The organism is Paenibacillus sp. ALE2 (assembly GCF_054113385.1).
In genome coordinates this window covers 3,282,117-3,296,067 of the sequence record NZ_CM134213.1, presented here as the reverse complement: position 1 = coordinate 3,296,067, position 13,951 = coordinate 3,282,117, and the positions used below count along the sequence as shown (strand labels likewise).

Here is a 13,951-nt window from a genome sequence, read left to right as displayed (position 1 = left end):
CATTCGCTTACTCTCATTATGTAATTCATTCCTCTCCGTTCCCATTAGGGAATGTCCTATAGCGCTATAGAAAATCCCTCGTTCTAAGGAAAGATACAAAAAAAGCCCCCCTCTACCAGAGGGAAGCTTGTATGAATAGATTAATTGTTCTTTTGGCCTGTTAACAGGAGCATTATAAAGGAAATGAATATGATCGAGCATGTCCAAGCCCAGGCCATAGGAAGATGACCAGAATCCACTGCAATATAGATGGCTGTAGGGATCGTTTGTGTTTTACCCGGAATATTTCCGGCAATCATCAGCGTAGCACCGAACTCGCCCAGCCCACGGGCAAAACCAAGTATAAAGGCCGTTTTAAAAGAAGGGAAAATCAAAGGAAAGGTGATATATCGGAAGACCTGCCATTCATTTGCCCCCATCGAGCGCCCTGCGTTTTCCAAGTCACGATCCACTGCAGCGAATCCCATTCTCAGTGTCCGATAGACTAGGGGAAAAGCCACAACCACCGCGGCCACGACCCCAGCCCACCATGAGAATACAATAGGCTCGCCAAACCAATGCTCCACCAAACGTCCAAACCCACTTTTTCGTCCGAGTAAGATTAGCAGTAAAAATCCAACTACCGTCGGCGGGAGCACCAAAGGCAGCATAAGCACGGTTTCAACGAGTGTTTTCCCTTTAAATAATCCTAACCGCGACATGGACCATGCCGCAAACAAGCCTAATAGGATCACCAAAACGCTGGATAACAGTGCAATCTGTAACGATAATCGAATCGGAGGCCAATATTCGCTCCAATCTATAGCCTGCATGCTCACTTCGGTATGGTAAATCCATACTTAGCCATAATGTTCAGAGATTCTTGCGATTGAAGGTATTCATAGAAGCTTTCGGCTTCTTGGATGTGTTTGGAAGCTTTGATGATCCCGATAGGGTACTCAACCGTTGAATAAGTTTTAGAGTCCACCTCAAAAGCAATTTTCGCCTTTTGCGAAGTTAACGCATCTGTCTTATACACAAATCCGACATCTGCGTTACCCGTTTCTACATATTGCAGCACTTGTCTAACATCTTTTGCCTGAACAAGCTTGTCTTGTAACACATCCCAAAGCTTAATGTTCGTCAGTGCTTCCTGTGCATATTTGCCTGCAGGAACACTCTCAGGAATACCGATTGCTACCTTTTTCACTTCTTTTTGCATTAAATCCTTTACACTCGTGATGCTCGTCGTCCCGTCAGCAGGGATCACCGCTACCAACTCGTTCGTCAGCCATGTTTTTTGTTTATTGCTCTCTATTAAATGCTGATCTACGAGAGACTTCATGTTTTTCTTCGAAGCAGACAAAAACAAGTCCGATGGAGCTCCTTGCTCAATCTGCTTTTCCAGTGCACCAGAACCACCAAAGTTGAAATTCAATTGAATACCTTTATGGGATGATTCGTACAATGTCTGGATTTCTTTAAGTGCATCTGTTAAGCTCGCAGCCGCGGAAATGGTCAGTTCTACAGTTTCAGTCTTTTTCGATGAATCCTGGCCGGAGACCTCGTTCTGGACCGCGCTGCTACCACTTGAAGCTGATTGTTGCCCCGCACCGCACCCTGCTAGTAATAACACAACACAAAAAGCAAAAAAGAGTGCCTGGCTATGTTTGATAATTTTTTTCATTTTGTTTGACTCCTTACGTCTAGCCTGTCATGAAGTGATAGGTTTCATTATGAATGGGGTTGTGCCTGTCTGGTACGTTCAACTAGTGTACAATTCTCAAGAAGAATATGATTATAAATGTCCGCTTCCAGGTCCTCCAAACGCTTCAATACAAGTCGATGTGTGCCACAAGCTTCCTGTAACGGCTCAAAGCCATTGGTAATCAAACGCAGCTCCTGCAGTGAATCCACAACCGCTTGGTGTTCGTCTTGCAACTCGGATAAGTGAAAAAGAAGTGCGTCCACACGCTCAAACGTCGAGTCCTGAAAAAACGCTTGAATCAACGGAAACAGAAGACTTTCCTTGAATTGAATATGTACCGTTAACTTCTGTTTAAGCAAGGTATAAAGTTCATTCACTCGCTTCAGGTGCGAATAGCGTTCGCCATGAACCCGTGTTAGCTTGGTAATATACGGTGTGAGCGCCGCTAGTTCTTCACACAACTTTGTATGATACTCATCCTGAATATAGGCGATCAGTTCTTTGGGTTCTAGTGAGGAGGGTTGCATTTGCTTATGCTGTGCCTGATTTTCCTCCACTTCATGCACCCGCGCCAGCAGTTCACCAGCGTGCAGCCCCCGGCTGGCAGCCGCTTCACGGAGCGATATTTTTCCGCCACAGCAGAAGTCAATCCGTAGTTTACGGAACAAGTCACTTGTTTTGGGTACTTCTTTTACAATGTCCGCTACCCATGTTTCTTCCGTTAACTGGCTCATTTTCATTCCCCCATCTTACTTCAGTTTTATACTTAACTCTCATTTTATGTCTCTCTCAAGGCTGAACCAATTAGGGCGATCCCTTTTTCACTCGTGGAAAGAGCCTGATTATAAAAAACCTGAGACCAGCTGTTCAGCTGCTTCTTTGCCTTGAGCGATACAATCCGGAATGCCAACCCCTCCATAACCAGCACCACATAAAAATACACGCGGAAAATCCTGTGACAAATCATGTCTCACCTTCGCCATCTGCTCTTTGTGTCCTATCGGATATTGTGGCATGGATTGATTACACCGACTGACTTCAGTTAATTCAGGTTCAGCATCGATTCCCATTAAATCCTTCAGGTCTTTGCGCGCCGCAGCTACAAGTTCATCGTCTGTCATCTGAACCCATCCCTGTGCGCCTGCATGCCCAATGTAAGTCCGTAAGAGTGTATATCCTTCAGGTGCGGTATGGCTCCACTTTGTCGATGACCAAGTACAGGCCGTAATCATTTTTCCTTCTTTGCGGGGAACTAAAAATCCAGTTCCCTCATAGGCAAGATGAAGGTCTGAATTTTTATACGCCAGGGAAATATTCGCTACCGAAACGTAGTTAATCTTATGGAGCCAGCTCACACTTGCGATATCGGAAAATAATGTAGCCGCCTCAAAGGCTGGAACTGCACAAATCACTGCATCTGCATCTATGATTTGCCCATGGTCTAGCACTACTTGATAACCGTCCTCTTTTCTCACCTCAGCCACACGCTGTCCCATCACAAAATGGACGGTGTCGAGCTTTTCCTTTAACCGATCCACAATGGTCGATAATCCATGTCGATAGGAAAGAAACATGCTTTTCTTGGCGATATCCGGCAATTTGTTAGGTGCACCCGACTTTCTCCCCGCTCCTTTAGCCATACCTATAATCAAACTTCCATGCTTTTGTTCCATCTGTTTAAATTGAGGGAAGGTTGACTTGAGGCTAAGAGAATACGTATCACCAGCGTAAATACCAGATAGCAAAGGCTCAGTAATCTGCTCCAACACCTCTTTACCTAGACGCCGCTTGATAAAATCCCCCAGAGATTCATCCATATCGCCTTGCTTGGCTGGAATAATTAAATCCAGAGCTGCGCGCGCTTTTCCCAGTGGAGAGATTAGCCCTGTTCGAATGAAGGGAGTCAACTTTGTTGGAATGCCTAAAATAAAGCCCATCGGCATGGTATGCAGCTTGCTTTTATGCAAAATGGAGGCCGACTTGGCCTTCGGGTTTGTTGACACCAAATCGGCTTCCAGCCCCAATTCCATAGTCAGATCCAATATAGCCGTCTTTCTGGCCAGAAAAGCATCCGGTCCTTTTTCGATCATAAAATGGTTTTGGCGAACCGTTTGCAGCTTTCCTCCCAGACGGTCGCTTTTCTCCACCAGTGTAATCTCCACTTCAAGCTGCCTGTCCTCCGCTAACTTTTTCACATAAAAGGCAGCACTTAAACCGCTTATTCCTCCACCAAGGATCACAACTCTTTTAGCATTTTTATTCATGAGCACACGTTTCCTTCCCCACTCCAGGCATATATGCACAATAAGGGTCACTCTCCAAATAGTCTCCTGTGATGGCAAAAGCCCTTGCTCTGGAGCCTCCACAGACTGTATTGAATTCGCAAACTCCACATTTGCCTTTAAGCAGAGATTTATCCCGAAGATGGTTCATAATCGGAGAGTGCCGATAAATATGGGCCAAACTATCCTTTCGTACATTCCCGCAAGTTAGCGGTAGGAAACCACTCGGGTACACTTCGCCGATATGACTGATAAAAACAAATCCATCGCCATCATTTACGCCTTTCGGGGCGCGTCCCAAGACATCTGCCCTTTTTTGTTCGGACGTTGTGTTATGCTGTCCTGCTTTGTGCTTTTCCTGTAGGACAACCCTTCGATAATGAGGTGCTTCGGTAGCCTTTACACCACAGGGCATCTGTTGCTGTATCTGATACAACCACTTCATTACAGCCTCATGCTCATCAGGAGTAATCATATCTTTTTCCATCCCACGCCCGGTTGGAACCAGAAAAAACAAGCTCCATAACACCGCCTGCATTTCCTTTACCTTTTCTGCAATTCGCTCCAGATCATGAAGATTGTATCGGGACACGGTGGTGTTCACTTGGATAGGGATGTTCAATTCCTTCAAATATCCAATTCCCCGCATGGTCGTATTGTAAGAACCCACAGTCCCGCGAAAATGATCATGAATGTCCGCGCATGAACCGTCCAGGCTAAAAGCCCATCGTGATAAGCCAACCCGCTTTGCTTTTTCGACCGCTGCTCTTGTCACTTTTGGGGTAGCACTGGGAGTCATGGAAACCGATAGCTTTTTCTCCTCAATTGCATATTGAGCCAACTCAAATAAATCAGGACGCGATAACGGATCTCCACCTGTGAAAACCACCAGTGGTTGATTCATTTCAGCGATTTGATCGAGCAGCTTTTTGCCCTCTTCAAATGTCAGCTGACGAGGGTCAGGCTTATATTGGGCTTCCGCTCTACAGTGAAGACATTTTAATGCGCAAGCTCTCGTTACCTCCCAAATGACGATAAACGGGTCTACGCGATAATCTCGTGGCGTTTGCAAAGATATCATTGATGTCTCTCCTTTTTAAAAATATAAAAACAGCACAGATACATAGAGCATCAATGAAAATCCAATTTCAGCCATGCCTACATGCTTTGCCTTTAACTCGAATTTAGGAAGCCATATAGCTCGTATGAACAGAATTAAAAATGGAATAACCAAAAACACCTTGATCCAGGCGGCCAACAGCACAATGATCAGATGATAGATAATAGACGCATAATAGTAACGTGGATTTTTTCTTTCACGGATGATCGTTTTAACATAAAGAGCCGTTCCTATGAAATAACATACCAACAGCAAAAATAGCTCTGTGGTTAATGTCCAATCTCCACCTTCTCCAATATGAACAACAGGGTATATAAAAGAACAGAAAAGCAGAATCGCGGTAATGTCATTTAACAAAGCACGCTCATTCTTCATTTTGGCGTAATACATATTAGCCATAAAAAAGAACAGGAGCAGAACTCCGTACCAGATCAACACAGGTTTAACCCATACTAGAGAAGCCAAAAGAGGAAGGAGTATTGCTCCGTATATAACAACAGGTTTACGGTATCTTTTACTGTTTCCCGTTTTGATCCATTGGAGAACAGGAAAACTAAATAAATAGATAAAAAACCAGCATACGAATAGAGGTATATGAATGAATTGTTTTGGAGAAGCAGCTAAGCCAAACAAAAATGGAAGAATGAGCATTGCCCAGGCTCCATGCTGATTGGGGATGTATCTACTAATCCCTTTCAAAGTCTTGATCCTTTTTTCACAATGTGTAACATCTTTATAGCTTCGGTTAATCGACTCATCATCCATTCCCCCAAAATTCAATTTTTCACCCTACTTTAATTCTAAGTATTCTGTCCAATTGAACCAATCAGGGAGTTCCCTTTTTTGTTTGGGGGAATAGCCTAACCTGAAGATAAACCTTCACTTTCTTTATAAAAACGTACCAAAATAATAGTCCAGCGCTTCCTGGGAGTATCCGTCATCTCCTTGCCAGGCTGCTACCGAATAAAAATCATCATTGCCGCCGCGGCGTCTACGAGGTGTGTCCCGTGGTGCCAGCAAGCCAGCATATCCCCATACCTCCATAACCACGTCGCGTTCATTTTTGCTGGATGGGAACACATCTTTCCAGCGCTTCTCCAATTGCCGCGCACCATTCTGAGCCTCACAGTCCTGAACGGCTTCCAGCATGTTATGAAGGATAGCCAGATCCTCATCCGAAACCTGGAACTCCTCTTCTTGACTAAACAATTCAAGGTCCATCCAGCAGTAAAGAAGGTGATTCAGCCGAATACCGCCCCATTTGATCCGTTCAAAATTCAGCACATTCAAATCCTTATTGACGTATTCCTTATCGGACATTAGTTTATGAAAATTACAATCCCCACAGCTGCTGTAATTGGGCAGAACAACAGGTCGCTCCCCATAGGTATGCATAGGCAGTTTTGCGGTTAATGCCCAGCTCGATAAGGCGCTTCGCAAATGAACCTTTTTCGTGGAAAGACTGTGCAGAAACGCCGCTGCCACTCGCTCTTTTGTAGCCTTTTGCTGGTGCAACTCATGTAACCTATTTATCATCTCATCATGCGTAATGGTGATCGGATCGAACATCAAGCCCTTGCTTTTGGCATATTCAAAATCCTCACCCGAAAAGGGTCCTCGCTCCTGCTTCCAGCCGCTGGACCAGAAAGTGTTCATGAGTATTTTCTTTGCTTTTTTATCCATCACACTTCTCCTTACTTATGCCAACAGTCTCACCTACAAGATCGCTATTCACCTTTATACTTAAAAGCAACGGCCGTATTTCCCGACCGCGGGTCAAAATAAGAAGAGATTTTCCCCCAGTCAAATTCATATTCCATATAGGGGTAAGGCTTGGTTTGACGATAGTTTGGCTTTACGGACAAATGTCGTTGTAACAAACGATCATGCTCCCTTTGACGCTTTCTTTCCCCTTCTTCAGACCAATTATCCCATGAAGTTGGAAATTGATTGCCCTGAAGCGAAATCTCCACAACGATGAGGGTTGAATCCTTAAAGCATACAGACACAAAAAAGTGCCGATGCAGCAAAGGAACCTGATCAAAATGATACCAAATGTAATCATTCCCTAGCTTTCTTACAGAATGAAAATATTTCGTGTACAAATCGGTCTCTAACAACTGCTCTTCTGTTAAAGAAGAATAAATCGCGTGCTCATTATCAACTTGAATGATGCCCGATTCCCAGTCATTCATTGCTGCCACTCCTTAAACTGATATGCCAATCTTCTACAGCTACTCTTTACCCTCGTTTGTCCACATGATGGAAAATGGCCTGCCAGGCTCGATCCAGCACGCGTGTATGTAATCGTCTAGCACAAACATTTCTAACGATACCAAGCACGATCACACCCACAAATACAACACTAAGTATTGTAATAGAGGGAACCCAATATTCGAACATGGCATTTATCAGCACATCCAGCAGATGTCGCTCCGGCTGCAAATATTCCACCACTGCAACAATACATGCTGCCAGCAATACGAGCACAGATAGGGTCATAAGCGTTGCATTGATTACTTTGTATCTGGCAAGCCCTTGCTGAAAAATGCGAGTGCCAGCATATTGCTCCAGCAAGATAATTTGCTTGTGAAAATCATCTTCCACCTGCTCTACAGGCAGGTCGTGCTTTTGAATCAATGCATGTGCTTTCTTCAGTTCGGATTGAATAAATAGGCTGCTCTGGATAGCAGATCCTAACTGACCTAAAACATTCATATCTTTTTACCTCATTTCAATAGTTTCTAAATTACGAGTATATCGTTTCATACTGAACATGACAATGTATGGAAAATTATAAACAAATGATAAGATAGGATAGTCTAATATAAAACAGAAGGGAGATTGGTCATGCAGTCAGTTGATCACCAACTCTATCTGGCTGAAAGCCATCGTATTCCTAAATTATCCATTTCACGGTACATTCAATATTTTAATATAAATGTCAAACCATTTTTGGAACAATGTATGGTTGAGCATACGATCCAAGGCTATGAAGTCTACAGATTCAGATTGACTGGCAGAAAAGCGCGGAGAATTCGATTCATGGAACTTCCTGCTGCTTCTACAAGTTGAAAGCAAATCGGTCGCCGAGCAATATGTGAAGTTAAAGCAACAGCTGACAGGCTTCCCAAAAGAAATAGAGGTACGCAGCGAATTGATGATCAGCACGCCCCAATCGAATTACCCCACACCACCACCGCAACATGTACAGCGGCGTGCATTCAAGCCCTTTTTTGCTGTTGAATATGTAGATGTGCAAGCCCCATATTTGGATGAATTTCGGCACATTATGATTCACAATAACGGCCCTGCCATGCGAAACATTCTTGAGCATAAAAAGTGGTGCTACATGATGATTGCCCTTGAAACATTGGAAGTGTGGTACCATCATGACGCCTTTCCGACATGGAATCAAATTCATATCATTGGCCTTTACCCAGAAGCTATGCTCCATTATAAAAAAGATTTCGAAGAAGGCTTGCAACAACATGCCGGAGTTACTTTTCAGGAAAACTTCGATAGACTCAAAAGTATTCGAACCATGCTGTACAAAACGATCGCTTCCAGGCTCTTCCCTACATGAGCTTATTAATAAAAATCAAAGTACCCTCGCCAGGTTCCCTCATTCTGGTGCTTGGCAAAATAAAAGCTACCCCCATCGACAATATTCAATTCGGATTTGGCATCTGACGCAATCTGAAACACAAATTCATAGCCTTCGCCAAAGTCGATGCCTGGTTGAATAAAGCTGGGATAGCCACCCATTTTGTGAACCGCATATATGTCCTCTACGATGTCCTCAAAATAGTCGGGCTCCTCCTCGTCCATATCATTGAGGGCATCGCCGTATTCCTCAGGAATATCTTCCCCGTCCCAGACTGGATAATCATTCTCTTTGAGCTCGGGGAACAGCGGAAATGCTTTGATTTGCATAAATGCCGGACCAAAATCTTTTTCAACCAAATCCTCTACCGACGTATACTCACGAATACACATATATCCTTCCATATCCTCATGATCCAGTACATCGGGAGACAGGAAGACTGTCAACAGCTTGATATCACGTATAGCCTGAGGAACAAAAGGCATAGCAGGCAGATACAATTGCATGATCGGAGCCATAACATTTCCCTGTACATCAATCGGCTGTTCCTCTGTCGGTAAAGCTACTGTGACTCTACCCATCCAGCTCTGATCAAGGGAACCCGACGGTCTGCGTCCCCCTGTATGAAAAATAGTAGCTTTACGTCTTAGAATCGTTCTTAGCTTCTCAATGGAGTTGCTGGACAACGAAATCACTCCTTCTAACCTAGAATAGAAACATCACAACATCCTCGCCTGCTCTACAACCAAACTCACTTAAGCGGTCTTCCATCTCTTGAATCTGGCGCAGATAGTCTTCCTGTACAGCTGGCAGCTCCTGTTCATTCACTAATGTCCCACCGAGTCTAGCGCGCGCATATTCGGCACCTTTCCACATCGCCTCAAACACAGCTTGCGGCTGCACCGTTCGTACCGCATCCATACTGAAAATCAAATCTGCAAAGCGATCCTCTGCGAGTGTACTCAACCAAAAGAAGCCGGGATCGGTTCCCGTATGTACGCTAAATAGTTCATCATAGCCTCCCGGACCGTGATGGTGTGCATGGAAAATATCCATATCTCCCCACTCCATTCCAAGGCTGAGCATGACATCCCAGATGTCCACTCCACGGTAAGATTGACCTTGATCTGCTACCAGCCTAAGCATGACAGTGTGTTCCCTCTCACCTTCCTGATCTACAAATGCTTGAAGTTTTTCCGCTTTTGCACGTGCATGAGCAGCGTCCTCCCGAGGAAGCACACGAACGGTACCCTTCTCCTCAAATCGCGCTGGCAGTGTGTTCATAAAGTCAGTAACCTTGGCTTCTTCCAATCGAATCTGCATCTCTACATTATCGAATATATCCATACAAATACAGATTTTATCATAATGGCATTCGCCTGCCGGTCTGCGTCCCACACTAGTCCATATCTGCAAATCATGGACATGCCCATACACAATATACCCCTTAAGCAATTGCAAAATATCTTCATCTGACAACGTAAAACCACTGAATTCCACATCAATCAGCCAATAGATATTAGCATCTGGCTCCACTTGATGGATTCCTTTTATCGTCTTCACAGGCTTCTGTACCAACTCTACGGCAAGAATGCTAGATACATCCTCACTCCCATGTTCCGGTAAATTCAAGAATTCCCCTCCTTATTACCTGTTTTCACTTAACAGTTTCCTATAATTCTCAATCTATATTAAACTATAAATCACCAAGCACAAAATAGTATAAAAACGGTGCTGGGTCGTTGAACATGATTCGTAGAAACTCAAAGCTTCGAAAGGGGAGAACTCATGATGCAAAAACTTTGGCAAAAAGGAAAGGCTTTGTCCCTGCCTATTATGGTGTCTGCATCGCTGATTTCTGGAGCGCTGTTGGTAAATATACCTGCAGCGAATGCAGCTGCAACCAAGGAATTGCTTCAGTTATCCGGGCAGGCTACTTACTATGGAGAGGTTGAGAATGGTCAGCCACACGGGCGCGGTACGATCAAATGGAGCGAATATAAGCAGTATTCGGGTGATTTTGTGAATGGCAAGCGATCAGGTACTGGGAAATATATAAATCAATACACGGATGCAGATGGACAACATCATAAAGTCGTATATAGCGGAACGTGGAGCAATGACACCATAAGTGGCAAGGGTACGCAGACTGATAAAGTGACGCAAACGGACGGAACGATACGTTCGAATGAAATCCAAGTCGGTACTTTTCAGAACAATGGATTACAGAACGGCTACCAAGTGATCCATGCTGTAGCCGATCCAGACTACAGCTTTACTTATAAAAATGGTAAAGAAGTGCTAAATATTTTGCACAGTAATCAGGATCTGGTCCAAAGGTGGCAGCAAGGAGAGCTTTTCTCCGTAAATTATAAAAATGGCTCCGTTCAAAAGGAATACTCCATGTTCCCTGAAGAGGTCGCAACCAAAGAACGTCAAAGACAAGCGGCCATCAAATATCTCAAAGGGATTACCGCCAAGATCACCCCTCACTTGCAGCAGTTTGAAAAGCTGTCCAAGCAGGTTCCTTTAAAATAAGCTAGAGTGTCGCACATTATATAGTAGCTTCTATGCATGATGGCCTCTCATTCTTATGGAAAGCTCCATTTGAACAGAGAGGCTTTTTTTCATTTTCTTCATGAGTAACATGTAAGAATTTCGGATCATAACAACTACTACTATTTTCCCTCATACCCCCTCATGAACTCATACAAATGACTTATTTTTCACAAAAACCCCCTCCTTTTTTTGCTAACCACCGCTAGAATCACTAAAATATTAAGTAATTATTTTAATCATCCGAGGTGGACATCATGGCTAAAATTATGGTTCCTCCTGAGAAACTAGAGGCGGTTTCCAGGCAGTTCGCACAGGCACGTGAACTGGGAGCACAAATTTGCGGACAACTGTCACAGCAAATTCAAATGCTAGAGAATAGCTGGGCAGGAACGACACAGCAGCGCTTTTATCAGGATTTTCATAAAGCACGTGGACAAATGGATGCTTTTACTCAAACGGTCGGTTCTGTCAGCACAGAGCTGCGTTCCATTGCAGTAAAATTCAAGGAAACAGATACCCAAGCAGACACAGGGATTAACCAAGGTAATCAGAGCGGGCAGATTAAGAGCAATGAAGGAGCATCTTCCGAAAAAAGAGGAAACGATCCAGCAGATATAGCCATTAACAGCCTGTCAGAAGCCAATAAATGGCGGGGGCAACTGGGCTTTGCCGGGACAGCGATCTATAGCGGTCTGGCTTCCACACTTGTGCTCACCAAAACAGTAGAATTCAAAAAAAGTCTGAAAAATCCCACTCGGGCGGTTATACATAATGCGGCATGGGTGAAAGGCAAAGGTAACAATGCTTTTATGCGTAATTTGGGCAAAAGCATAAACCGCCAATTCGCTAAACCAGGTATTGTCATGAAAGGCTTGAAGGGCTTTGACCGTTTAGCCGGAAAGCTTCAAATGGGTAAGCTCGGCCTTGGATTCAACAAAGCCAATAGCTTTCCTCAGTGGACGCGGAACGTTATTGCCGGGGTGGAAAAAGGACGTTACGGCATAGCCACTCGCCAAATTCCCGGCATGATTGCCAAAAAGCTGTACCCTATTAATGCCACCATGAATATTGTGGGCGAGGGCATCAGTCTGGCCGGAAAATGGAAAAGTGGGAAGCTTACCGGAACGGATGTCGCTGTATCTGCTTCTAACGTAGCGATCAAAACTGCCGCAACTTATGGCGGTGCTGTCGTTTTGGGGTCCGTAGGCGGTGCTATCGGCGGTCCGGTTGGTGCAGCCGTCGGTGCATACGTTGGCGGTACAGTGGGAAGCTGGGCAGGTGGAAAAGTCGCCAAGTTCGCCGAAAAAGGGATACGCTGGGCCAGCAAACTATTTAAATAACATACACTTAACAGAGAGAGAAGGAGCCTGACTATGGACAAACAAACGGTAATTTTAACGCTTGAGGAACTAGGGTTTGCCTTGACTGCACTGGGTGCAGAGGATATGGCTTCGGGTCTGCTCCAATCCTATTACGGGGAACTAACGGAGGATCGCTGGGAACTGCTTTTTCATGCTGCAACACATAGCCTGGTATCCAAGGGCTTGTTGGAACAGCAGGATGACGGGCAACAGCAGCTTGAATTTGATACGTTCATTGTTGACATGCTGGCTCATCTGGTACAAAGCCGCCAAATGCTGCGTGGATACAAGGAGCAACAGGACAAGCAAAATACATTAACGATACACCATGGAAATGGCCGTTTTTTGTATCACCTCTCCAGCCACAATGAACTCCATTTCTTTCGCTGGTCTTCCCCAGAAGACTGGCATCACGACATTGATCAATTATTCGACCTGTTTTCCCCAAACTTCAATGCACACTGCCGATACGTCGATCTGACAGAAGAACAGTGGAATGAGTTAACCTCATCCAACTTCACGATGCAGCAAATGGCAACGTGGAAGCTTCAAGAGTCGGCTGAGCAAATGATACAAGACTGGCGAGAAGATTTTAATCGTAATCACTGCAGCCTCGATAATTTGAGCCAGATGGTATACACGGACACGGATGAAGAGGGGCCTTCCGTTACAAATCTGCTATTTGTTCTTAAAGGAACGAATGATGTGTGGATCGTAAGAAATACAGAACTGGATATGCAGGCCACCCCATGTCTGCGCATTGAAAGTGTGACTGAATCAGACTGGAGAGAACGGATAACTCAGTTCATTCAGGCGTTTGTACCCGACGAGGCGGTATTCCGTGGATAAAATTGTATATCGCAGATCTCTGGCATTTTGGAAAGCCCTTGGTAGCTTGATGTTTGTGCTGATTTGTCTGTTTTTACTGTTGCTCATTTTTATCGACGAAGATATCTCTGCTCTGCAAATCTTCTTCTTTATTACGTCTGCTATGATTGGACTTCCTTTTTTCGGTAGTTATTTGGTGGTCTGTTTGAACAGAACGCTTCGTAAGGATACCTTCCTGTTCATCTTTGATGAACACAGTATTTCCGACGGTATTCGAACTGTCCCGTGGTCTGCAATCACTAAAGTTGAATTCGAGGGAGCCTCCATCCGCAAATGGTTGCGCCCTCGTTTCCCCACCTTTATTTTTCATCTGAATGACCGCAGCACCTGGGAAGTCAGCACCGATTATGTGTTGAACGATATGGAACTGAATCAAGCCGGGAAACAACTGCGAACTCTCATTAACCAGTATGGCAAGCCGAAGAAAAAACGTTTTTGATTTGCGCT

Annotated in this window: 17 protein-coding genes; 6 read left to right on the top strand and 11 right to left on the bottom strand. The window is 44.5% G+C overall.

All coding sequences use genetic code 11. From position 1 onward, the window contains the following. Positions 1-140: 140 nt before the first annotated feature. From modB to ACXHJ1_RS14365, 9 genes are all read right to left on the bottom strand, one after another. Entirely contained in the window at positions 141-818 is a 678-nt protein-coding gene (gene modB / locus ACXHJ1_RS14405) for a molybdate ABC transporter permease subunit (protein WP_457904819.1), read from the bottom strand. Further along, a complete protein-coding gene (gene modA, locus ACXHJ1_RS14400; protein WP_044787706.1) occupies positions 815-1,666 on the bottom strand; it encodes a molybdate ABC transporter substrate-binding protein in 852 nt (283 codons plus the stop codon). The genes modB and modA overlap by 4 nt, the downstream gene beginning before the upstream one ends. Before the next feature lie 47 nt (positions 1,667-1,713). Continuing rightward, complete coding sequence (locus ACXHJ1_RS14395; protein WP_044787707.1) at positions 1,714-2,421, bottom strand: DUF542 domain-containing protein; 708 nt, start codon at positions 2,419-2,421, stop codon at positions 1,714-1,716. A 108-nt stretch (positions 2,422-2,529) separates the two neighbouring features. After that, positions 2,530-3,951 (bottom strand): protoporphyrinogen oxidase, encoded by a 1,422-nt coding sequence (gene hemY / locus ACXHJ1_RS14390; protein ID WP_457904818.1) that lies wholly within the window; start codon positions 3,949-3,951, stop codon positions 2,530-2,532. Next, positions 3,944-5,050 carry a TIGR04053 family radical SAM/SPASM domain-containing protein gene (locus ACXHJ1_RS14385; RefSeq protein ID WP_457904817.1) on the bottom strand — a complete coding sequence of 369 codons (1,107 nt, stop codon included), beginning with the start codon at positions 5,048-5,050 and terminating at the stop codon, positions 3,944-3,946. The genes hemY and ACXHJ1_RS14385 overlap by 8 nt, the downstream gene beginning before the upstream one ends. A gap of 15 nt (positions 5,051-5,065) precedes the next feature. Beyond that, entirely contained in the window at positions 5,066-5,854 is a 789-nt protein-coding gene (locus tag ACXHJ1_RS14380; protein ID WP_102998945.1) for a YwiC-like family protein, read from the bottom strand. Between the two features lie 123 nt (positions 5,855-5,977). Further along, positions 5,978-6,772 (bottom strand): hypothetical protein, encoded by a 795-nt coding sequence (locus ACXHJ1_RS14375; protein WP_044787713.1) that lies wholly within the window; start codon positions 6,770-6,772, stop codon positions 5,978-5,980. A 44-nt stretch (positions 6,773-6,816) separates the two neighbouring features. Next, positions 6,817-7,284, bottom strand: a complete 468-nt coding sequence (locus tag ACXHJ1_RS14370; protein WP_457904816.1) for a hypothetical protein — start codon at positions 7,282-7,284, stop codon at positions 6,817-6,819. A 46-nt stretch (positions 7,285-7,330) separates the two neighbouring features. Then, entirely contained in the window at positions 7,331-7,807 is a 477-nt protein-coding gene (locus tag ACXHJ1_RS14365; RefSeq protein ID WP_447249195.1) for a DUF6097 family protein, read from the bottom strand. Between the two features lie 132 nt (positions 7,808-7,939). On the opposite strand from ACXHJ1_RS14365, the gene ACXHJ1_RS14360 reads away from it, so the two are divergent. Further along, positions 7,940-8,164, top strand: coding sequence for a hypothetical protein (locus ACXHJ1_RS14360; RefSeq protein WP_457904815.1), 225 nt, complete (start codon positions 7,940-7,942; stop codon positions 8,162-8,164). 25 nt (positions 8,165-8,189) lie between these two features. After that, positions 8,190-8,675 carry a hypothetical protein gene (locus ACXHJ1_RS14355; RefSeq protein WP_457904814.1) on the top strand — a complete coding sequence of 162 codons (486 nt, stop codon included), beginning with the start codon at positions 8,190-8,192 and terminating at the stop codon, positions 8,673-8,675. A 5-nt stretch (positions 8,676-8,680) separates the two neighbouring features. On the opposite strand, the gene ACXHJ1_RS14350 is transcribed toward ACXHJ1_RS14355, so the two are convergent. Next, positions 8,681-9,391: a DUF1963 domain-containing protein gene (locus ACXHJ1_RS14350; protein WP_457904813.1), complete on the bottom strand. Its 711-nt coding sequence runs from the start codon at positions 9,389-9,391 to the stop codon at positions 8,681-8,683. Positions 9,392-9,401: 10 nt separating this feature from the next. Beyond that, positions 9,402-10,328: a cell division protein ZipA C-terminal FtsZ-binding domain-containing protein gene (locus tag ACXHJ1_RS14345; RefSeq protein WP_044787722.1), complete on the bottom strand. Its 927-nt coding sequence runs from the start codon at positions 10,326-10,328 to the stop codon at positions 9,402-9,404. Between the two features lie 159 nt (positions 10,329-10,487). Here ACXHJ1_RS14345 and ACXHJ1_RS14340 point away from each other — a divergent pair, with 159 nt between their 5' ends. The 4 genes from ACXHJ1_RS14340 to ACXHJ1_RS14325 all read left to right on the top strand — a co-directional run bounded on the left by ACXHJ1_RS14340 (position 10,488) and on the right by ACXHJ1_RS14325 (position 13,943). Continuing rightward, on the top strand, positions 10,488-11,234 hold the full coding sequence (locus ACXHJ1_RS14340) for an MORN repeat-containing protein (RefSeq protein WP_019688199.1): 747 nt from the start codon (positions 10,488-10,490) through the stop codon (positions 11,232-11,234). Positions 11,235-11,509: 275 nt separating this feature from the next. Further along, positions 11,510-12,595, top strand: a complete 1,086-nt coding sequence (locus tag ACXHJ1_RS14335; RefSeq protein ID WP_113049996.1) for a WXG100 family type VII secretion target — start codon at positions 11,510-11,512, stop codon at positions 12,593-12,595. A 33-nt stretch (positions 12,596-12,628) separates the two neighbouring features. Beyond that, complete coding sequence (locus ACXHJ1_RS14330; RefSeq protein WP_126665930.1) at positions 12,629-13,465, top strand: hypothetical protein; 837 nt, start codon at positions 12,629-12,631, stop codon at positions 13,463-13,465. Further along, the gene (locus tag ACXHJ1_RS14325; RefSeq protein WP_044787728.1) at positions 13,458-13,943 is read left to right on the top strand and encodes a DUF5381 family protein; all 486 of its coding nucleotides are present in this window, start codon (positions 13,458-13,460) and stop codon (positions 13,941-13,943) included. Before ACXHJ1_RS14330 ends, ACXHJ1_RS14325 begins: the two co-directional genes overlap by 8 nt. Positions 13,944-13,951 lie beyond the last annotated feature (8 nt).